The 19,854-nt window shown below is 66.6% G+C and carries 17 protein-coding genes, 1 tRNA gene and 1 pseudogene; 5 read left to right on the top strand and 14 right to left on the bottom strand.

The genetic code is table 11. The features are described from left to right. Positions 1–80: 80 nt before the first annotated feature. From Q8N10_RS12960 to clpX, 3 genes are all read right to left on the bottom strand, one after another. Positions 81–353 (bottom strand): HU family DNA-binding protein, encoded by a 273-nt coding sequence (locus Q8N10_RS12960; protein WP_293493154.1) that lies wholly within the window; start codon positions 351–353, stop codon positions 81–83. 158 nt (positions 354–511) lie between these two features. After that, positions 512–2,911 (bottom strand): endopeptidase La, encoded by a 2,400-nt coding sequence (gene lon / locus Q8N10_RS12955; RefSeq protein WP_304780078.1) that lies wholly within the window; start codon positions 2,909–2,911, stop codon positions 512–514. 326 nt (positions 2,912–3,237) lie between these two features. Then, a complete protein-coding gene (gene clpX / locus Q8N10_RS12950; RefSeq protein WP_304780075.1) occupies positions 3,238–4,500 on the bottom strand; it encodes an ATP-dependent Clp protease ATP-binding subunit ClpX in 1,263 nt (420 codons plus the stop codon). A gap of 335 nt (positions 4,501–4,835) precedes the next feature. Between clpX and Q8N10_RS12945 the strand changes: the two genes are divergently transcribed. Together Q8N10_RS12945 and Q8N10_RS12940 are read left to right on the top strand one after the other, a co-directional pair. Further along, a complete protein-coding gene (locus Q8N10_RS12945; RefSeq protein WP_304780072.1) occupies positions 4,836–5,501 on the top strand; it encodes an HAD-IB family hydrolase in 666 nt (221 codons plus the stop codon). A 9-nt stretch (positions 5,502–5,510) separates the two neighbouring features. After that, a complete protein-coding gene (locus Q8N10_RS12940; RefSeq protein ID WP_304780069.1) occupies positions 5,511–5,765 on the top strand; it encodes a hypothetical protein in 255 nt (84 codons plus the stop codon). Here Q8N10_RS12940 and Q8N10_RS12935 read toward each other — a convergent pair. The 7 genes and pseudogenes from Q8N10_RS12935 to Q8N10_RS12905 all read right to left on the bottom strand — a co-directional run bounded on the left by Q8N10_RS12935 (position 5,755) and on the right by Q8N10_RS12905 (position 13,509). After that, positions 5,755–6,273 (bottom strand): hypothetical protein, encoded by a 519-nt coding sequence (locus Q8N10_RS12935; RefSeq protein WP_304780066.1) that lies wholly within the window; start codon positions 6,271–6,273, stop codon positions 5,755–5,757. The genes Q8N10_RS12940 and Q8N10_RS12935 overlap by 11 nt on opposite strands. Positions 6,274–6,278: 5 nt before the next feature. Further along, positions 6,279–6,893, bottom strand: a complete 615-nt coding sequence (locus Q8N10_RS12930; RefSeq protein WP_304780064.1) for an ATP-dependent Clp protease proteolytic subunit — start codon at positions 6,891–6,893, stop codon at positions 6,279–6,281. A 142-nt stretch (positions 6,894–7,035) separates the two neighbouring features. Further along, positions 7,036–8,766: an ATP-binding protein gene (locus Q8N10_RS12925; RefSeq protein ID WP_304780061.1), complete on the bottom strand. Its 1,731-nt coding sequence runs from the start codon at positions 8,764–8,766 to the stop codon at positions 7,036–7,038. A 2-nt stretch (positions 8,767–8,768) separates the two neighbouring features. Then, a pseudogene (locus Q8N10_RS12920) lies at positions 8,769–9,305 on the bottom strand (YfiR family protein). Between the two features lies 1 nt (position 9,306). Next, entirely contained in the window at positions 9,307–11,235 is a 1,929-nt protein-coding gene (locus Q8N10_RS12915; RefSeq protein ID WP_304780058.1) for a TonB-dependent siderophore receptor, read from the bottom strand. A 176-nt stretch (positions 11,236–11,411) separates the two neighbouring features. Next, the gene (tig, locus tag Q8N10_RS12910) at positions 11,412–12,770 is read right to left on the bottom strand and encodes a trigger factor (RefSeq protein WP_304780167.1); all 1,359 of its coding nucleotides are present in this window, start codon (positions 12,768–12,770) and stop codon (positions 11,412–11,414) included. Positions 12,771–12,924: 154 nt separating this feature from the next. Further along, positions 12,925–13,509 carry a bifunctional 2-polyprenyl-6-hydroxyphenol methylase/3-demethylubiquinol 3-O-methyltransferase UbiG gene (locus tag Q8N10_RS12905; protein ID WP_304780055.1) on the bottom strand — a complete coding sequence of 195 codons (585 nt, stop codon included), beginning with the start codon at positions 13,507–13,509 and terminating at the stop codon, positions 12,925–12,927. A gap of 119 nt (positions 13,510–13,628) precedes the next feature. On the opposite strand from Q8N10_RS12905, the gene Q8N10_RS12900 reads away from it, so the two are divergent. Next, positions 13,629–13,713, top strand: a tRNA-Leu gene (locus Q8N10_RS12900). 97 nt (positions 13,714–13,810) lie between these two features. Here the strand turns inward: Q8N10_RS12900 and Q8N10_RS12895 are convergent. The 4 genes from Q8N10_RS12895 to Q8N10_RS12880 form a co-directional block, all read right to left on the bottom strand. Then, positions 13,811–14,425: a LysE family translocator gene (locus Q8N10_RS12895; protein ID WP_304780052.1), complete on the bottom strand. Its 615-nt coding sequence runs from the start codon at positions 14,423–14,425 to the stop codon at positions 13,811–13,813. A gap of 243 nt (positions 14,426–14,668) precedes the next feature. After that, positions 14,669–16,087, bottom strand: a complete 1,419-nt coding sequence (locus tag Q8N10_RS12890) for an NAD(P)H-hydrate dehydratase (protein WP_304780165.1) — start codon at positions 16,085–16,087, stop codon at positions 14,669–14,671. Positions 16,088–16,139: 52 nt separating this feature from the next. After that, positions 16,140–16,709 (bottom strand): histidine phosphatase family protein, encoded by a 570-nt coding sequence (locus Q8N10_RS12885; protein ID WP_304780049.1) that lies wholly within the window; start codon positions 16,707–16,709, stop codon positions 16,140–16,142. Between the two features lie 8 nt (positions 16,710–16,717). Further along, a complete protein-coding gene (locus tag Q8N10_RS12880) occupies positions 16,718–18,253 on the bottom strand; it encodes an acetyl-CoA acetyltransferase (RefSeq protein ID WP_304780046.1) in 1,536 nt (511 codons plus the stop codon). Between the two features lie 233 nt (positions 18,254–18,486). On the opposite strand from Q8N10_RS12880, the gene Q8N10_RS12875 reads away from it, so the two are divergent. Then, positions 18,487–18,825: a P-II family nitrogen regulator gene (locus Q8N10_RS12875; RefSeq protein WP_304780044.1), complete on the top strand. Its 339-nt coding sequence runs from the start codon at positions 18,487–18,489 to the stop codon at positions 18,823–18,825. 39 nt (positions 18,826–18,864) lie between these two features. Beyond that, the coding region (glnA, locus tag Q8N10_RS12870; protein ID WP_305663936.1) for a type I glutamate--ammonia ligase at positions 18,865–19,854 on the top strand (990 nt) is incomplete at its 3' end.

The raw sequence follows: 19,854 nt of genomic DNA, 5'->3' as shown, positions 1-19,854 counted from the left end.
GCGCGCAGAAACCCCCATATGAAAAGGGCGGCCACCTCCCCGGCGCCCGCCCCTTCGAAAAAACTGTAGAGATGAGCGGCCTAGTTCAGCGAGCTCTTCAGGCCTTCGCCGACCCGGAACCGGGCGGTCTTGGAGGCGGGCCGCTGCACGGTTTCGCCGGTGCGCGGATTGCGGGCCGTACCCGCCGCGCGGTTGACCGGCACGAAGCTGCCGAAACCGACGAGCCGGACTTCCTCGCCGCTCTTCAGGGAAGCGGTGACGGAGTCAATAAAGGCTTCCAGCGCGTCTTTCGCCTGCGCCTTGTTGAGGCCCGCCTTTTCGGCGATCGCCGTGACGAGTTCGGCCTTGGTCATTTGGTGTTTCTCCCAGCCCGTTATAGGTCCGCGGCCCCCCCGCGGTGTTCGCGAGGCTGCTTCGCGTGACGCGATTATGGCGGTCTCGCGGCAGGCGTCAAACGAAGGCGGCGCGGGAATACCCCGCGCCGCCTGATTATTTGCAGTTAATCCGGTATTCAGTGCGTCAAAACAGCTTCCGGGTCGCTGTCGTCGGTGACGACCGGAATGGCGGGCGTCGCCGGTTCCGTCCACTCGATCGGAGTAAGCGGCTCGGTCAGGGCCCGGGCCAGCACTTCGTCGATGTTGGACACCGGGATGATCTCCAGCCCGTTCTTCACGCTGTCGGGGACATCGGCCAGGTCCTTCATGTTCTCCTCAGGGATCAGCACGGTCTTGACCCCGGAACGCAGGGCCGCAAGCAGCTTTTCCTTGAGGCCGCCGATGGCCGTCACCCGGCCGCGCAAGGTGACTTCGCCGGTCATGGCGATGTCCTTGCGGATCGGGATGCCGGTCAGCACCGAGACGATGGCCGTGGCCATAGCCGCGCCGGCCGACGGTCCGTCCTTGGGGGTGGCCCCGTCCGGCACGTGGATATGAACGTCGGTCTTCTCGAAGACCGGCGGTTCGATCCCGAAGTGCACCGCTCGGCTGCGGACGTAGGAGTTCGCCGCCGAGATGGATTCCTTCATCACGTCCTTCAGGTTGCCCGTGATGGACATGCGGCCCTTGCCGGGCATCTTGACCGCCTCGATGGTCAGGATGTCGCCGCCGAATTCGGTATAGGCCAGGCCGGTGATGATCCCGACCTGATCCTCCGCGTCGGTCTCGCCGTAGCGGTACTTCTTGACCCCGGCGTACTTGGCCAGCCGCTCTTCATCAACGGTGATGGCCAGCAGCTTTTCGCGGCCCAGGTCCCGAACCGTCTTGCGGGCTAGGTTGCCCAGTTCGCGCTCCAGCGACCGCACGCCGGCTTCCCGGGTGTAGTAGCGGATCAGGTCGCGAATGGTGTCGTCGGGGACGACGAACTCCACCGCGGTCAGGCCGTGGTCCTTGGTCAGCTTGGGCAGCAGGTGCCGCTTGGCGATCTCCAGCTTCTCATCCTCGGTGTAGCCGGGGATGCGGATGATCTCCATGCGGTCCAGCAGGGGCTGGGGCATGTTCAGGCTGTTGGCCGTGGTGACGAACATCACCGGCGACAGGTCGTAGTCGACCTCGAGATAGTGGTCGGCGAAGGTCGAATTCTGCGCCGGGTCCAGCACCTCCAACAGGGCCGAGGACGGGTCGCCGCGATAGTCGGAGCCCATCTTGTCGATCTCGTCCAACAGGAAGAAGGCGTTGGTCGACTTGGCCTTCTTCATCGACTGGATGACCTTGCCGGGCATCGACCCGATGTAGGTGCGGCGGTGACCGCGGATCTCGGCCTCGTCACGCACCCCCCCCAGGGACACCCGCACGAACTCGCGGCCGGTCGCCTCGGCGATGGACTTGCCCAGCGAGGTCTTGCCCACGCCGGGGGGCCCCACCAGGCAGAGGATCGGACCCTTCAGGGAGCCGGTCCGGGCCTGGACGGCCAGGTATTCCAGGATGCGTTCCTTGACCTTCTCCAGGCCGTAGTGGTCGTGCTCGAGGACGGCCTCGGCCTTCACCAGGTCGATCGGCTTGGTCTTGGCCTTGCCCCACGGAATGGACAGCAGCCAGTCGAGATAGTTCCGCACGACAGTGGATTCCGCCGACATCGGGCTCATGTTGCGCAGCTTCTTCAGCTCGCTGTCGGCCTTGGTGCGGGCCTCCTTGGAGAGCTTGGTCTTCTTGATGCGCTTCTCGAGTTCGATCAGCTCGTCACGGCTGTCGTCCTGCTCGCCCAGCTCGCGCTGGATCGCCTTCATCTGTTCGTTGAGGTAGTACTCGCGCTGGGTCTTCTCCATCTGGCGCTTCACGCGGTTACGGATCTTCTTTTCCGTCTGCATGACGCTGATCTCGCCCTCCATCAGGGCGTAGACCTTCTCCAGGCGCTTCACGACATTGAAGATTTCCAGCAGGTTCTGCTTCTCGGCGATCTTCACCGACAGGTGGCTGGCGATGCGGTCGGCCAGCTCGCCGGGCGAGTCGACCTGCGGCATGGAGGCCAGGGCCTCCGGCGGCACCTTCTTGTTGAGCTTCACATAATTCTCGAACTGCTCGACCACGGCGCGCGACAGCGCCTCGGCTTCGGTCGATGCAGCCCCGTCCTCAGTGATGAAGGCCACCTCGGCTTCGTAGAACTCGGCCTGGTCAGTGAATTTCGAGATGCCGGCGCGGGCCTTGCCCTCCACCAGCACCTTCACGGTGCCGTCGGGCAGTTTCAGCAGCTGGAGCACGGAGGCCACGACGCCGACGTCGTAGATGGCCTCGGGCGACGGATCGTCGTCGTCCTTGTCCTTCTGGGTCGCCAGCAGGATCTGCTTGCCGGGGGCCTTCATGGCCTCCTCGAGCGCGCGGACGGACTTCTCGCGGCCGACGAACAGCGGCACCGGCTGGTGCGGGAAGACAACGATGTCCCGCAGCGGAAGAATGGGCAGAGTCTTGATCTCAGACATATGCATCTACTCCTGGTGGGCCCCCTTCAAAAGCAGGGCCCGTCCCATATTCCGACCGGTTTCCCCCAGACGATGTGCCTGAGTCGGTCGGCCCGTCCGCCCAGCCTGGGCGAATTGTCGGTCATTTATGTGGACGGTTTGGCCCCCTCTACAAGCTGAGCCAGATCGTCCGCGACAATGCGTCTGGAATTGGTGACGCGCGAGACACAGGAAATGGTGCGCCGCCGCAACAGGTGCAAGAGCCTCGGCAAGAGCGGTGATCTCAAACGACAACGACCGCGGCAAGGGCGCCGCGGTCGTTGATGTTGGCGTTGAAAGCTCGGCGGTTAGGCCGCGCCGCCCTTGTCCCGACGCTCGGCGTAGATCACCAGGGGCTGGGCCCGGCCTTCGACGACCTCGGCATTGACCACCACTTCCTCGACGCCGTCATAGGTCGGCAGCTCGTACATGGTCTCGAGCAGGATGCCTTCCAGGATGGAGCGCAGGCCGCGCGCGCCGGTCTTGCGGATGATAGCCTTGCGGGCCACCGCGTTCAGCGCGTCGTCGGTGAAGGTCAGGCCGACATTCTCCATGTCGAACAGACGCTGGTACTGCTTCACGAAGGCGTTCTTCGGCTCGGTGAGGATCTTCACCAGTGCCGGCTCGTCCAGGTCGTCCAGGGTCGCGATGACCGGCAGACGACCGACGAATTCCGGGATCAGGCCAAAGCGCAGCAGGTCGTCCGGCTCCACCTGGCGGAAGATCTGGCCGGTGCGGCGGTCGTCGGGATCGGAGACCTTGGCGCCGAAGCCGATCGAGGTGCCCTGGCCGCGGGCCGAGATGATCTTTTCCAGGCCGGCGAAGGCGCCGCCGCAGATGAACAGGATGTTGGTGGTGTCGACCTGCAGGAACTCCTGCTGGGGATGCTTGCGCCCGCCCTGCGGCGGCACGGAGGCGACGGTGCCTTCCATGATCTTCAGCAGGGCCTGCTGCACGCCTTCACCCGAAACGTCGCGGGTGATGGAGGGGTTGTCCGACTTGCGGCTGATCTTGTCGACTTCGTCGATGTAGACGATGCCGCGCTGCGCCCGCTCGACATTGTAGTCGGCGGCCTGAAGCAGCTTCAGGATGATATTCTCGACGTCCTCACCGACGTAGCCCGCTTCGGTGAGCGTCGTGGCGTCGGCGACGGTGAAGGGCACGTCGATGATTCGGGCGAGCGTCTGCGCCAGCAGGGTCTTGCCGGTGCCGGTCGGACCGATGAGCAGGATGTTGGCCTTGCCCAGTTCGACGTCGTTATTCTTCGAAGCGTGGTTCAGGCGCTTGTAGTGATTGTGGACCGCGACCGCGAGCACCTTCTTGGCGTGATCTTGGCCGATCACGTAATCGTCGAGGACTTCGCGGATTTCCTTCGGGGTCGGCACACCGTCCTTGGACTTCACGAAGGAGATCTTGTGCTCCTCGCGAATGATATCCATGCACAGTTCTACGCACTCATCGCAGATGAACACGGTAGGGCCCGCGATAAGCTTGCGGACCTCATGCTGACTCTTGCCGCAGAATGAGCAGTAGAGCGTGCTCTTTGAGTCTCCGCTGGCGGCCTTGGTCATGGTCGTTTCTCACTCTCTCGACGCGCGGCCGACTGGCCGGGACGTCCGTCCCCGGAGGCGTTCCTGACGCCATCGATGCAGGATACGCGCCGCAGGTTGTCTAATCCTTGACATTCCTCGATCCGACCAAGGATCACAAGCCTTTGGGGGACATCGCGAAAATTGGCGGCCGGGGCGCCCGATGGCGGGCCAGTCCGAATCCCTAGATGGGTGTGCGCCAGTTCGGGACAAGCCTTCGGCTCCGGGCGCCGCGAAACGCCTCCCCCCCAAGGTGCGTGCTGCGCCTGCCGATTGTTCCCGGTAGACACGCGGCGGATACGGCGCGAGGGGGAGCCATGGCGAAACGATCCTTGCGCGGCGGCGGCGCTCCGTCCCACGAGATGCTGGACGATCAGATCGAAGACGCGGGCGTCGTGGCCTTCGATTTCGACGGCACTATCACCGTGCGTGACAGTTTCACCGAATTCCTCAAATGGCGCGTCGATCAGGGCCGCTATATGGCGGGAATGACCCGGCTGGTCCCGGCGGCGATCTCGTATCTGGCGCATCGCAATCGTGGACGCATCAAGGCGGCCGCCGTGCGGGAATTTCTCAAGGGCGTCACCCGCGACGAGCTGGAAGCGCAGGCTCGCGCCTTCGCCGAGGTCGCGGCCCCCAGCCTGCTGCGCCCCGACGCCCTGCAGACCTGGCGGCGCTGGCGGCAGCGCCACGCCAAGCTGGTGATCGTCAGCGCCTCCCCCGACATCATCGTGGCCCCCTTCGCCCGAGGCCTCGGGGCCGACGCCCTGATCGCCACGGAACTGGCCTTCGACGCCGACGACCGGGTGACCGGCGGGTTCCTCGGCCCCAATTGCCGCGGGCCGGAGAAGGTGCGCCGGCTGCGCGCGATGTTCGGTCCCGACTTCACCCTGAAGGCTGCCTATGGGGACACCAGCGGTGACCGCGAGATGTTGAAGCTCGCCGATCATCGTGGCTACCGTGTCTTCAAGGAACGTCCCTGAGGCCCGACCGTGAAGCATGCCGGTGAGATCGCGCTGGATCAGCTCGAGCCCCTGCTGGCCCGGGTCCGCGCCCTGCCCGGCCTGACGGAGAAGAAGCGTGGCGTCTTCTACCGGAAGTCCCGCGCCTTTTTACATTTCCACGAGGACCCCAAGGGCCTGTTCGGCGACGTTCGCGCCGCCGACGATAAGGATTTCGACCGCTTCGACGTGACGCAGGGCGGCGACGACCTGATAGCGGCGGCGGAGGCACGGCTCACGGCTTAGCCGACCAGGGCTGGGTCTGGCCGATGATGGTCAGGGAGCGGTCGGCGCGCACCGCTTCGAGCACGCCGCCTGAAATCTCTTCATTGGTAAGCCAGCGGGAGCCGTCCGGCTCGAGCTTGAAGCCCAGCACCACTTGCCGGAGTTCGCAGCCCGGCAGGTTTTCGACGACCTTCCGCGCCGTCTCGAGCCGCCAGGGATGGGCGGGGTCGGCCGCGGCGCTGCCCAGAACCTGGAACAGACGCCCCTGGACCTGCTCGGCCAGCAGGCGCGGGGCCTCGATCTTCAGGGTGTGGAACCAGGCCACCGCCAGGTCGATCGGGCCGGAGCGGGTGATCGCCGCTCCGAGCGCGGCGGCGAACGAAACCCGGTCATGGTAGTCGCAGGCGAATCCGTCCGGGCCAGGCGCCCGTCGCGACAAAAGCGAAAGGCGCCCGCCGTCGCCGGCGAGCGCCTCGCATAGTCCCGAAAGCATCCCGGTCCCGCCCACCACCAGGGTGTGCGCACCCAAGGCGGCTAGTCCTCGGAGCGGTTGGCCTGGACGAGGTCGATCAGACCCCACTCCTTGGCTTCATCGGCGGTCATGAAGGTGTCGCGGTCGAGCTTTTCCTCGACCTCTTCATAGGAGCGTCCGGTGTGCTTGGCGTAGATCTCGTTCAAGCGGCGCTTGGTCTTGATGATGTCCTCGGCGTGACGCTCGATGTCCGAGGCCTTGCCGGAATAGCCGCCCGAGGGCTGGTGAACCATGATGCGGGCGTTGGGCAGCGAGATCCGCTGACCGGCCTCACCGGCCATCAGCAGGAAGGACCCCATCGAGGCCGCCATACCCATGCAGAGGGTGACCACCGGGCTCTTGATGTATTGCATGGTGTCGTAGATCGCGAGACCCGACGTCACCACGCCGCCGGGCGAGTTGATGTACATCTGGATCTCTTTCTTGGGGTTTTCGGCCTCAAGATACAGCAGCTGGGCGCAGATCAGCGCCGACATCCCGTCCTCGACGGGACCGTTCAGGAAGATGACCCGCTCCTTCAGGAGGCGGGAGAAGATATCGAATGCACGCTCGCCGCGACTGGTCTGCTCGACCACCATCGGGACAAGGTTCAGGGCGGTCGTCGGCGGATCAAACATTGGGAGGCAGCCCTTCTCGATGTGAACGACTCTCGAACGCGAGCCGTGTACCCGGTGGATATCGCGTGCCGGTGGGGCCCGCGCAAGGTGACCAATAGCCCCGATAGCTCTTAAGAGTTGGCGAAATTGCTTTCGGGGGCCCTCAGCCGGGTCTCGCGGAGTCCAAGGCGGCGGCCAGGGCGCCGATCCCATAGGGCTTGGTGAGCAGGGTCAGCCCCTCCTCGGCCGCGGCGGCGACGCCGGGGCTGAAGCCCGTCGTCAGCAGCACCGGGAGGCTGGACCAGCGCCGGCCGATCTCCCGGGCGAGCGCTATGCCGTCCATCTCCCCCGGCATCACCAGGTCGGAGAATACGATGTCGAAGCCCGGACTGGCCTCCAGCGCCGTGATGGCGGCCGCCGCGCAGTCGACGCGGGTGACGTTGTAGCCGAGCTCCACAAGCATGCCGCAGACCAGGTCCGCGACCCCGTCGTCGTCCTCCACCAGCAGGAGATCGCCCTGTCCGCCCGGCGCGCGGGTGACCGGCGACAGGTCGGGCGCCGGGACCGGCAATGGGTCCTCCGTCCGCGGCAGCAGCAGGAAGATCGTCGAGCCGCGCCCGACCGTGCTCTCGATCCGCACGTCGCCGCCCGACGCGCGGCTGAAACCGTAGACCTGGCTGAGGCCCAGCCCCGTCCCCTTGCCCACCGCCTTGGTCGTGAAGAAGGGTTCGAATACGCGCGAAAGCGTCTCCGGCGCCATGCCGGCCCCTGTGTCGGTGATGCCCAGAACGACATGATCGACCGGGACCGCTTCATCGGCCCCCGCCGAGCGATTGTGCCCGCTGATAGTGATCTTGCCTCCGCCCGACATGGCGTCTCGCGCGTTCACGGCCAGGTTCAGGATGGCCAGCTCGAACTCGGAGGGATCGACCTGCACCCGCCAGAGATCGGCGGGCAGGTCCACCACCACGGAGATATCCTCCCCCAGGGAGCGGTCCAGCAGGAGACGCATCCCCTCAAGCTGGGCGTTGAGGTCGATGACCTCGGGTCGCAGCGAGGTCCGGCGCGAGAAGGCCAGGAGTTGGCGGGTCAGGCTGGCGCCCCGGTCCACCGCCTGACGCATGCCGTCGATCAGCATCTTGCGGCGCTCCGGCTTGTCGGTGCGCTCCATCAGATCAAGACCGCTGGAGGCGATCATGAGGATGTTGTTGAAGTCGTGGGCGACGCCGCCGGTGAGCTGGCCCATGGCCTCCATGCGCTGGCTCTGGCGCAGGGCGCTCTCGGCGCGCTCGCGCTCGTGCATCTCTTCCTGCAGGTTGCGGTTGGCGTCGGCCAGGTCGCTGTTGGTGCGGGTCAGGACGGCGTGGGCGGCGGCGAGGACGCCGACGACGAGCAGGGCCATGAAAAGCAGCAGGCCCAGGCCGACATAGCGCGAGAGCCGCCGGGTGATCGGATCGGTGTCGATGCGCAGCGCCACCAGACCGAGGTGCTGGCCAGCCTCTGACACCGGCGTCACGACAACCAGGTGCCGACCGACGAAGGCGGGAGGCTGGAGCTTCACGCTGGCGTCGGCCTGGGCGCCGGCATCGCGGGCGTAGCCGGCCACCAGGGCGCCCGCGTCGTTGTGGACACCGGCCGAGACCACCTGAGGATTGACCCGCAGCGCCTCGACATATTCCTGCGCCGCCGGACGGTCATCGAAGGCCAGGGCCGCGGTGACCGTAGCCGCCAGGATTTCACCCTGGGCCGTGGCCTCCCGGATCTTCTGGGCGCGGTAATTCTGTTCGTCATAGATCGCGATGCCCAGGCCGCTGAGCACCAGGAGAATGGCGCCGATAGCCGCGATGGCGGGGATCAGGCTCCAGCGGATCGGCAGCTTGTCCAGGAGGGCCATGCCTAGCCCCCGCCACGAGCGTTCAGCGCCAGGCTGAGCAGCTTGGAGCTGATGGTCAGGCCGTTGTGGGCCGCGGCGCGGGGATCAATCGTGAACCGGACTCGGTTCTCGCGCAGAACAAAGTTGACGATACCGCCCGCGCCGCTCGCCTGGTCGGTGACGGTGAGCACTGGCGCGCCGTGAGCGCTCTGCAGGGCGTCAACCGCTGCCGGCGCGCGCGGGGCCGACAGATAGAGCACGTGACAGCCGGTGGCCTTTTCCGTCCGCGCCAAGCGGCGGACACTGATGGGCCGCCCGCCGACCTTCTGGCCGCGCACGGCCTAGTCCAGCACCGCGCCGAAGGGATCCCCCACGAGAACGCAGAGCGCCACGGACTGGGTGGGGGAGGTGAAGGCCGCCGCGGGCCACTCCACGAAGGGCACGAACTTGTAGAGATAGGTCGCCTTGACCGGCGCCTCGAGACTGTCGGCGGCGCGGGCGGTGGCGATCGGCGCAAGACAGAGCACGGCCGCGATCAGCAGCCGAGCCGCGGCCTTCATGTCAGAAACCCCAGCGCAGGCTGGCGCGCACGCTGCGCGGAATCTCCCGCCGCGGCACCGAGCCGTTGACGAACTCCAGGTGCTGGTCGTTGAGCAGATTGTCCCCGATCACCGCCAGCTCGACCTGGTCGGTCACCCGCCAGGCCAGCCTGGCGCCCAGCTCGGTGTAGGCGGCGACCGCCGGGCTCTTCAGGTCGTCGATGCTGCGCAGATCGATATCGAGATCCAGGGTTGGGGTCAGGCTCATATGCGACCGAAGGGAGAGCTGATAGCTCGGGTCGTTCCCGGCGAAATTGACGCCGAAGGTGTCGCGACTGCCAGGATCAAGCGACAGGTCCTTGCGCAGGGCGTTGGCGCCGGCGGTCAGCCGCCAGCCTGCGCGCACCTGCCAGGAAGCCCAGGCCTCGACGCCATAGGTCTCGCCGCGCATTCCGTTCCTGATCTCCAGCGGGAACACCGCCGGGGTGAACGACTCCACGGTCCGCAGATCGTCATAGACATTGTAGTAGGCCGACACCGACACCGAGAGGTTGGGTGAGGGTTGGCCTCGGTATCCGGCCTCGTAGGCGATCAGTTCCTCCGACACGAAGGCGGGGCCGCCGGCGATTAGGCCGGGATTGATCAGGTCGCGGTCGAACCGTGAGGGGGTGCGCACGCCCCGGGAAACAGCGCCCCAGAACAGGGCGTGATCGGCCGGCCGCCAGGCCAGACGAGCATTGGGCAGGTATTCCAGGCCCGTATAGCTATTGTGTTCCAGCTTCAGGCCAAGGGTCAGGATCAAGTCATCGCGCAGGGTGATCTCGTCCTGGACGAAGATATTGCCCAGCCGGGTGGTGCGGCTGGCGGGGGCGAGGAACGAGGTGCGGAACGCCCCGCGGAAATTGTCCTGGTTGTGCCGATAGCCGCCCCCCACCACGATGGTATGGCGGCCCCGAGCGGCTAGGGCGTACTGCAGATCCAGATTGTAGACCTCCAGGCTGTCCTTGATTCCGGAGCTGATCGTGCGGTGGTCACGGGCATAGTAGGCGGTGGCCTCCACAACCCCGCCGCCCTGCGGCCGGCGAGTCCAGCTGCCAAGCAGGTTTCCGCCACCAATGGCCCCCTCGGCCCGCGCACCCGGTACGGGTTCGCTGGACCCATCATAGAGGTCGCCCTGCAGGGTGAAGGCGTCGCCCTCCCCGCCCCAGTCGACCTTGAATCCAGCCTGGGCCCGGTCCCAGGAATCGCCGCCACCGGCGCCGGCCGTGGTGCGGCTCTCACCGTAGTTGGCGGCCATGCCGTAGATGCGGAAAGCGCCGGTCTCACCGAAGCGCCCGCCGTAGCGGAGGTTGGCGGCGGTATCGTCGGAGCCCGTCGTCAGGTGCGCAAGACCGCCCTGGGTGTCGGCGGCCTTGCGGGTGATGACATTGATGACGCCATTGACGGCGTTGGCGCCCCAAAGCGCTCCCCCCGGCCCACTGATCACCTCGATACGCTCGACATCGTCAAGCATCACCCCCTGGGCGTCCCAGAAGACGCCGGAGTAGAGCGGGGTGTAGATACTGCGGCCGTCGATCAGCACCTGCAGCTTGTTGGAGGTGCCCGTGGAGTGATTGAACCCGCGCGCCGAAACTCCATAGCCGGAGGCGTTCATCCGCGCGACCTGCAGATTGGGGGCGAGGCGGAGGGCCTCGGGCAGACTGTCAGCGCCCGAGAGCCGGATTTCGTCATTGCTGATCACATAGACGGCGGCCGGAGCGCCGCTCAGGGCCTCGGGGCGTTTGGAGACCGAAGTAATCTCCACATTGGCGAGCTCTTCCAACGACAGGCGAGAGAGGTCGGCAAGAGAGCCCGCCGCGTCGGCGTCGGCCCAGGCGGGCTGTGCGGCCAGCAAGGCTGCGGTGGCGCACGACGCCAGGGCTCGGCCTGCGATCCGAAGAAAGAATGGCATTCGGAGCCCCCGCCCAACTCTCAACCAAGCGGCTCACAGGCAGCGCCCCGGGCCGACGAGCCTCCTGACCACGTCAGAAAGCTCCGCAATCACCCGAAACGCGAAGGATGCGAAAATGGTTCCGCAACGAAAAAGGGCGCCCGGCGGGCGCCCTTGATCTCGTCTGTCGAGGCCCTCTAGGCGCCGTAGCCGGCCGGCATGTCGTCTTCCTTGAGCAGGTCGTCCTTGGACACCTTCTCATCCTTCACCTTGGCCTGTTCGATGATCAGGTCGACGACCTTGTCCTCGAAGATCGGGGCCCGGAGCTGGGCCTGGGCGGCGGGATTCTGGCGGAAGAAGTCGAAGATCTGCTGGGCTTGCGGGCCGTAGCGCATGGCTTCGGCACGCATGGCCTCAGCCAGTTCCTGATCGGTGATCTGGACGTTGTTGACCCGGCCGATCTCGGCCAGGACCAGACCCAGGCGCACGCGGCGCTCGGCGATCTTACGGTATTCGGTCTGCAGGACGTCGTCGGTCTTTTCCAGGTCTTCCGGCGGCAACGTGCCGCGTTCCTTGTCGGACTGAACCTGACCCCAGATCTGGGCGAACTCGGCCTCCACCATCTTGGGCGGCAGGGGGAAGTCGTGCTTCTCGTCCAGCACGTCCAGCAGGGCGCGCTTCAGCTTGAAGCGTGAAGCGCCCGAGTATTGGCCTTCCAGGTTGGTCTTCAGCAGCTCCCGGAGCTTTTCAAGGCTTTCGACGCCCAGGCGCTCGGCCAGGCCGTCATCGGCCTTGGACTCCACCGGAGCCTTCACTTCCTTCACCGTGGTCTCGAACTCGGCGTCCTTGCCCGCGAGGTTCGGGGCCTGATACTCGGCCGGGAAGGTCACCTTGACCATGACCTTGTCGTCCGGCTTGGCGCCGACCAGCTGCTCTTCGAAACCGGGAATGAAGCTGCCCGAACCCAGCACCAGCTCGGTGTCCACGCCCGTGCCGCCTTCGAAGGCGACGCCGTCGGCGCGGCCGATGAAGTCGATGACGACCATGTCGCCGTCCTTGGCCTTCACGGTCTTGCCGGTGCGGGTCTCATAGGTGCGGTTCTGCTTGGCCAGTTCGTCGACGGCTTCGTCCACCTCGGCGTCGGTGGGCTCGTAGACCGGGCGCTTCAGCGAGATCTTGGTGAGGTCGGTGGGCTCGAACTCGGGCATCACCTCGATGGCGATGTCGTAGGCGAGGTCGGCCTTGCCATCGATGACCTGGGCCATGTCACCGTTCGGCGTCAGGTCAGGATCGCCGGCGGGGCGCAGCTTGTTCTCCTCGAGCACCTTCTGGGTGGTCTCGTTGAGGGTCTGCTCCACGACTTCGCTCATGATGGACTTGCCATAGAGCTTGCGGACGTGAGCCTGCGGCACCTTGCCGGGGCGGAAGCCCTTGATGTTCAGGGTGGGGGTGATCTCGGCGATCTTGGCGTCCAGGCGCTCGACCAGGTCCGACATGGGGACGGTGACGCTAAAGACCTTGCTCAGGCCTTCACCAGACTTCTCAACGATCTGCATCGACATTCTTGGATTTTCCGGACACGGCGCGGTGTCATGCGCCTTTCAGGTCCGCCTCGGCTGAATAGGTAAGCGCCGCCAGGGTTGGCGGCGAGCGGGCGACCTTATGTCATTTCACGGCGCGCACTCCAAGCCCAAAGAGGGCGGCGCGCCCTCACCCCACGCGGCGGACCAGGACGTTGGTCCAGCCCTCGGTCTCGCGCCCGGGCCTCACGTCATAGCTTACGGTGATGGCGAGAGTTTCCAGGCCCCCGACCTCGTGGATCAGGGCTCGGGCGGCTGGTTCATCGAGGTCGGTGAACAGCCGCCCGGGCGTGTGGCGTTCCCCCCTGCCGAGCTTGAAAGACAGCTCCCAGACGCCGCCTGGAACCAGGGCTGCCCGGAGTCTGCGCATCATGTCCGGCAGGTCACGACGGGGAACATGCAACAGCGAGGCGTTCGCCCAGATGCCGTCGAAGGCCTCAAGCCACGCCACCTCGGCGAAGCTGAGGTGCAGAACGGCCAGGCCCGTCAAGGCTGAGGCCCGCGTCACCATGGCGGCGGAGCCGTCGAAGGCGGTGACCTCGAAACCCAGCTCATGGAAGGCCAGGGCGTCCCGGCCCGAGCCGCAGCCGGCGTCCAGAATCCGGCCGCCTGGTGGGAGGGCCGCGACAAAGCGGCTTCGGCCCTCCGACAGGTCAACGAAGGCGGTGTCGGCGAAGAACCGCTCAGCGTTGTCGTCGTAGTAGCCTGTGGACAAGGCCCTCTCCCCGCGTGTGGCCACCAGGCTCTGCGGCGGCGGGGGTCGGGTCAAGCTCTTCGGCATGGCGCGCGTCGGCTTGCCCATTTCGTCCGCCCAGCTATAGACGGGCCGTGTTGGCGGCTATGGCGGAATTGGTAGACGCACCTGGTTTAGGTCCAGACGCCGCAAGGCGTGGGGGTTCGAGTCCCTCTAGCCGCACCAACCTTCCAGCGAGATTCCCCCACTGGCCCGAAGGCCATCGACAAGATGACGGCGACGACCGCCCGGCCCATCGCGCCCTGAGGCGCGGCTCCGCACTCTAGCCTGCCACCTCCATGGCCAGGGGGATCAGGGACGCCAGCAGGAGCAACGCCATGGTCACGTTGAAGGCCTTGAGCACCGCCGGACGGTCCAGGAACCGGCGCAGGCCGACGCCGAAGCTGGTCCAGATGGTGACGCAAGGTCCGTTGACCGCCATGAACACCAAGGCCACCAGCATTACATTGAGATTGTAGTTCTCCGCCGGGGCGTAGGCCGTGATGGCGCCGATGGCCATGGCCCAGGCCTTGGGGTTGACCCACTGGAAGGCGGCGGCCTGCCAGAAGGTCTGGGGCCGGCCGCCGGCCTGGCCGCCCGCCATGCCCTTGGAGGTGGCGATCTTCCACGCCAGCCAGATCATGTAGAGGCCGCCGGCCACGGCCAGCACGTCGTGCAGCCAGGGGAAGGCCAAGAACAGGCCGCCGAGGCCCAGCCCCACCGCCAGCACCATCACCCCAAAGCCGATCGCCACGCCGCTGAGGTGAGGCAGGGTCGCCCGGAAGCCGAAATTGGCCCCTGAGGCCATCAGCATGGTGTTGTTGGGGCCAGGGGTGATCGAATTGACGAAGGCGAACAGGGCCAGCGCCAGCAACAGGTGGGGTGTCAGGGACGTCATCGGCTTTCCTTCGGAGGAGCCAGAAGACGGACGAGGGGCGCTCGAAACCTGCAAAACCCCTCGCCGCGTCGGGAGGGGTTTGGATCAGTCGAACCTAGATCGCACTCCCCTCGAGCACAGCTACGCGGCAGGCCATGAAGGCCTGGGCGTGAATAGCGAGGGCTGCGCAGGAGCGGGTCACGTGCGGGGTTCCTAGAGAACGCCGGCCTCGTAGCACGGGCCAACAAGCTTGGCCACGGGGGGCTAACGCAGGTCGTACAGACGCCGCAGGACGGCGGGCGCCAGGCCCGGCAGGTCCTCGGAGATCAGGCCCGGGCCGTGCAGGTCGGCGGCGTCGGCGTGGATCCAGGCCGCCGCGCAGGCCGCCTCGAAGCTTTCCATGCCCTGAGCGATCAGGGCGCCGATGAAGCCCGCCAGCACATCGCCGGAGCCGGCGGTGGCCAGCCAGGGTGACCCGTTGGTGTTGACCGCCGTGCGACCGTCCGGGGCCGCGATGACGGTGTCGGGGCCCTTGAGCAGCACGATGGCGTCGGCCTTCTTGGCCGCGCGGCGGGCCGCGGCGATACGTTCGGGCGCCTCCTTCAGGAACCCCGGGAACAGCCGCTCGAACTCCCCGGGATGGGGGGTCAGGACGTCATCGACGTCCAGCACCGAGAACAGCTCCTCGGGGTCGTCGCGAAACACGGTGATGGCGTCGGCGTCGATCACCAGGGCCGCTCCGGTGCGCGCGAGCGCCAGGACATTGAGCAGGGTCGTCTCGTTCACCCCTGCCGCGGGGCCGATGATGGCGGCGTCCACATCGGCGGCCAGCTGCTCCAGCTCCACCTCGGTGTCGAACCCACGCAGCATGACGGCTTCCAGGTGGGCGGCGTTGACCGAGAGCGCCTCGGTGGGCGACAGCAGGGTCACCAGCCCCGCCCCCATGCGCAGGCCCGCGCGCGCCGCGAGGCGGGCTGCGCCAGTGTTCCAGGCCTCGCCGCTCACCACCACCAGCCGGCCGCGCGCATGCTTGTGCGCGCCGGCGTCCGGCCAGGGGAAGCGCGACAGCCAGAGTTCCGGGGTGTTCTCCAGCAGGGTCGCGCCCTCGGTCACCAGCCCGATGTCGGCCACGACGATGTCACCGCAGCGGCTGGCGCCCGGCTCCAGCACATGGGCCGGCTTCTTGGCATGGAAGGTGATGGTCAGGGCCGCGCAGAAGGCGACGTCGCCGACCACCTGGCCCGTATCCCCGGCTAGGCCGCTGGGCAGGTCGATGGCGATGACGCGGTCGGGGATGCGCTCGCACAGCCGGGCCATGCGCGCCGCCTCCCCGTCGAGCGGCTTGCTGAGGCCGGCCCCGAACAGGGCGTCGACGTAGAGGTCCGCCTCGCGGGTCGCCTCGCCGATTTCGCAGGTATCGCCGCTCCATTGCGCCGCTGCGGCCTTGGCGTCGGCGCTGGCCGGCGGGGCCAGGCGCTCGACCCAGACGTCCCAGCCGCGCTCGGCCAGGATGCGGGCGACGACATATCCGTCACCGCCATTGTTGCCCGGGCCGCACAGGACGACGGTGGGTCGCGGCGCATGGCGCTGGCAGATGGCGTCGGCCACGGCCAGGCCGGCGCGGGCCATCAGCGCCTCGCCAGTGGTCCCGGCCGCGATCGCCGCGGCGTCGGCGGCCGCCATCTCAGCTACGGTGAGGATCGGCCGCACGGCGCTTACTCCTGGGACTCTAACTCTAAAGGACGCCGGTGGTGGCTTCTCGCCCCTGCTCCACCAGGCGCAGGGTCTCGCCGTCGGTCTCAAGCACGCTGATCGAGGCGTGGTCGGGCCGGAAGACCAGAACGCGCTCATCGCCAGCAAGCTGTGACATCACCGCGTTGATCGCCACATAGTGGCTGAAGACGGCTGTGCCTGCCCGCGCATTGAGCGAGCCGGCGACGTCCTGGCGCCAGGCGTCGTAGTCCAGGTCGCCCTTCACGTCCTTCCAGAGCCCCTGGAAGACCTCGCGCAGCCACGGCGGCCGCTGCTCGGCGGTCAGGCCCTTCGGCGTGGGAATTTCGCCGACGAAAGGGTCGATCTCGATCTCAACGCCCAGGGCCTGCGCGGTCGGCATGGCGGTTTCCCGGCAGCGGCGCAGGGGCGAGCTGACCACCTTGGTAGGGCGCTCAGCCTCTGGCAGGGCCAGCAGCAGGTCGCGGGCGGCCTCCGCCTGAGCCCGGCCGGCGTCGTCCAGGCCCGGATCGTCATCGGCCTCGCCCCAGACGGCGGCCGGCTTGCCGTGGCGGATCAGGTAGAGTCGCGACATGGGAAATCTCAGTCTGGAATGAAGATGTTCTTCTGGCCGTCTTCGGTCTGACTGACCGTTCCCGTACGCCCCACCCCTTCGCGCGATTCGAGGTCGCGCAGGGTGGCCTCGTCGCTAGGGGTCACAGCTACGAAGCGGCGGCCCTCGGAATCTCGGCCGACGACGATGCCCATCATGTAGCCCTCCCGGCCGTGAACCACCGTGTACGTCTCAATCGTGGCGGCGCCTTGCGGCTGTTCGATGACAGTCGGATGGGCCAGGGCGTCGATCTGATCCTGGATCACCTTCGGGTCCTGGCGTTCGAAGGGCTTGGTGGGCAGGTTGGTGGAATAGACCCCGGTGGACTGCTTGGTGAGGAACCAGCCATTGGCGGTCACCAGACCCCAGTCGCCGGGGTTGTCCCGCAGCCGCTGCATCATCACGGCGATGGAGTGCATGGCGTAGTTGTTCCCGGGCCCGCCCATATAGGGCAGCCCGCCGGTCACGGTCAGGCCGCGCGGGTCGTCCAGCTTCAGGCCCAGTTCCTCCGCGCCGATCTCCACGGCGACCGGGAAACAGGAATAGAGGTCGATGTGGCCGATGTCGTCGAGGCTGACGCCGGCCATCGACAGCGCCCGCTGGCCGGTCAGGCGCATGGCGGGACTGGAATGGTAGTTCTGCCGGTCGATGGGAAACCACAGGTCATAGGCGTCGGCGCAGCCGTGCAGGTAGACAAACTTTCCCTCCGCCACGCCCAGTTCGCGCGCTTTCTTGAGGCTGCACACGAGGACGCCAGCCGACTGGTCGACCTCCATGATGGCGTTGAGATACTTGGTGTAGGGGAAGCCCACCATCCGGTTGCGCTCGGTCACCGTGATCAGCTCCGCCGAGGAGCGCGCCACCGGGAACCAGGCTTCGGGGTTCTTGGCGGCCACCTCGGTGAAGGGGGCGAACAGGTCCCCCATCTGCTTCTGGTGGTCGGGGATCGAGCGGCCGTCGCGGCCGCGCAGGGCGTTCTCGAACAGCGGGTAGACATTGATGGGCCGGCCCAGGCCGTGCCTGTTCTCGTACGGCGTCGAGCCCGGACGCGGATCGCCGATGCGTTCCGGGGCCTGCAGCTCCTCGGCGTCGTCCCAGTCGTCGAACCCGAGGCCCTTGGTCAGGCGCTTGGTGGCCGACCCCAGGAACTCGCAGCCCACCACCAGGGTCAGGTCGTTGTCGCCGCGGGCGATCCGCTCGCAGGCCACATTGATCAGCTGCTGAGGGCTGTTGCCCCCCATGTGGGAATAGACCGCCCAGTCGGGCTTGGCCCCGATGCGCCCGGCCAGGGTCGCGGGCGGATTGGTGGAGTGCGGCACCAGCCGGCCGCCCCCGGGGGCGTCGATCGTGAACCCCACCACCGCCAGGCCGTCGATGGCCGCCAGGACTTCCGCGCCCAGGCCGGCGTCGGCCGCGGCGCGTTCCGCCGCAATCTTCAGCAACTGCGTCGGGGACGGCGAAGCGCCCGCCTCACCACGATAGGTGAATTGGCCCGCGCCAATGAGAACTGGGGTCCTGTCGTCCATGTCACACGCCTCCGCCCGAACTTGCGCGCGATCCTAGGCGCCGGAAGCCGGCGGACAAAGGCGATTCCGGCGGTGGTTATTTCTTGCGCAGCCTCTGCTGAGAAAATAGACATTCGCGGATTCCCATCCGCCACCGCGCAAACCTCGGCGGGCGCCCCCTTGTCGCCCCGCGCCGGAGCGTGCTCGTAGCCGGCAACCGCTGGGGCGGCGCTGTTTGAGTACCAAGTCGGGCCATGAAGAAAATCGAAGCGATCATCAAGCCGTTCAAGCTCGACGAGGTGAAGGAAGCCCTTCAGGAACTCGGCGTCCAGGGCATGACCGTGCTGGAAGCCAAGGGCTACGGCCGCCAGAAGGGCCAGACCGAGCTCTATCGCGGCGCCGAGTACGTCGTGGACTTCCTGCCCAAGATCAAGATCGAGGTGGTCATCGCCGACGACCAGCTCGAGCGCGTGCTGGAAGCGATCATCGGCGCGGCGCGCACCGGCCGCATCGGCGACGGCAAGATTTTCGTTTCGGACATCATCGACGTGCTGCGGATCCGCACCGGGGAAACCGGCGCCGCCGCCGTCTAAGACTTTAGCCTATCGAGACATCTGCAAGGGGATACGACTATGGCGACCGCCAAGGACATTCTGAACGAAATCAAAGAGAAGGACGTGAAGTACGTCGACGTGCGCTTCACCGACATCCGCGGGAAGATGCAACACGTCACCTTCGACATCGACCTGATCGACGATGACTTCCTCAACGACGGCACGATGTTCGACGGCTCGTCGATCGCCGGCTGGAAGGCCATCAACGAAAGCGACATGAAGCTGCGTCCGGACCTGGACAGCGCCTATATCGACCCCTTCTACCAGCAGACCACGCTGTGCCTGTTCTGCGATGTCGTGAACCCCGACACCGGCACCCCCTATGACCGCGACCCGCGCTCCATCGCCAAGGCGGCGCTGAACTTCGTGAAGGCCTCGGGCATCGGCGACACCGTGTTCTTCGGTCCGGAAGCCGAGTTCTTCATCTTCGACGACGTGAAGTGGTCGGTGCAGCCGAACAACACCGGCTACTCCTATGACTCCATCGAACTGCCCGGCAACTCGGCCAAGGAATACGCCGAAGGCAACATGGGTCACCGTCCGGGTCCGAAGGGCGGCTACTTCCCCGTCAACCCGATCGACTCGGCCCAGGACCTGCGCGGCGAAATGCTGGCGGTGATGGGCGAGCTCGGCATGAAGCCGGAAAAGCACCACCACGAGGTGGCCCCGGCCCAGCACGAACTCGGCCTGAAGTTCGACACCATGATCGTCATGGCCGACCGCCTGCAGCTCTATAAGTACGTCATCCACAACGTGGCGGCGGCCTACGGCAAGACGGCCACCTTCATGGCCAAGCCGATGTTCGGCGACAACGGCTCGGGCATGCACGTGCACCAGTCGATCTGGGGCGACGGCAAGCCGCTGTTCGCCGGCGACAAGTACGCCGGCCTGAGCCAGATGTGCCTCTGGTACATCGGCGGCATCATCAAGCACGCCAAGGCCATCAACGCCTTCTCCAACTCCACCACCAACATCTACAAGCGTCTGGTGCCCGGTTACGAAGCCCCG

Source organism: Phenylobacterium sp., from assembly GCF_030693625.1.
In the GTDB taxonomy this organism is placed as follows: Bacteria; Pseudomonadota; Alphaproteobacteria; order Caulobacterales; family Caulobacteraceae; genus Phenylobacterium; species Phenylobacterium ferrooxidans.
This window is presented reverse-complemented; position numbering and strand designations above follow the sequence as displayed.

Excerpts from the sequence above, each read along its gene's own strand:
- lon (WP_304780078.1), bottom strand. The coding sequence starts at position 2,911 with ATGTCTGAGATCAAGACTCTGCCCATTCTTCCGCTGCGGGACATCGTT.
- clpX (WP_304780075.1), bottom strand. The coding sequence starts at position 4,500 with ATGACCAAGGCCGCCAGCGGAGACTCAAAGAGCACGCTCTACTGCTCA.
- Q8N10_RS12925 (WP_304780061.1), bottom strand. The coding sequence starts at position 8,766 with ATGGCCCTCCTGGACAAGCTGCCGATCCGCTGGAGCCTGATCCCCGCC.
- Q8N10_RS12885 (WP_304780049.1), bottom strand. The coding sequence starts at position 16,709 with ATGTCGCGACTCTACCTGATCCGCCACGGCAAGCCGGCCGCCGTCTGG.
- Q8N10_RS12945 (WP_304780072.1), top strand. The coding sequence starts at position 4,836 with ATGGCGAAACGATCCTTGCGCGGCGGCGGCGCTCCGTCCCACGAGATG.
- Q8N10_RS12915 (WP_304780058.1), bottom strand. The coding sequence starts at position 11,235 with ATGCCATTCTTTCTTCGGATCGCAGGCCGAGCCCTGGCGTCGTGCGCC.
- Q8N10_RS12890 (WP_304780165.1), bottom strand. The coding sequence starts at position 16,087 with ATGGCGGCCGCCGACGCCGCGGCGATCGCGGCCGGGACCACTGGCGAG.
- Q8N10_RS12895 (WP_304780052.1), bottom strand. The coding sequence starts at position 14,425 with ATGACGTCCCTGACACCCCACCTGTTGCTGGCGCTGGCCCTGTTCGCC.
- tig (WP_304780167.1), bottom strand. The coding sequence starts at position 12,770 with ATGCAGATCGTTGAGAAGTCTGGTGAAGGCCTGAGCAAGGTCTTTAGC.
- Q8N10_RS12960 (WP_293493154.1), bottom strand. The coding sequence starts at position 353 with ATGACCAAGGCCGAACTCGTCACGGCGATCGCCGAAAAGGCGGGCCTC.
- Q8N10_RS12875 (WP_304780044.1), top strand. The coding sequence starts at position 18,487 with ATGAAGAAAATCGAAGCGATCATCAAGCCGTTCAAGCTCGACGAGGTG.
- Q8N10_RS12930 (WP_304780064.1), bottom strand. The coding sequence starts at position 6,893 with ATGTTTGATCCGCCGACGACCGCCCTGAACCTTGTCCCGATGGTGGTC.
- Q8N10_RS12880 (WP_304780046.1), bottom strand. The coding sequence starts at position 18,253 with ATGGACGACAGGACCCCAGTTCTCATTGGCGCGGGCCAATTCACCTAT.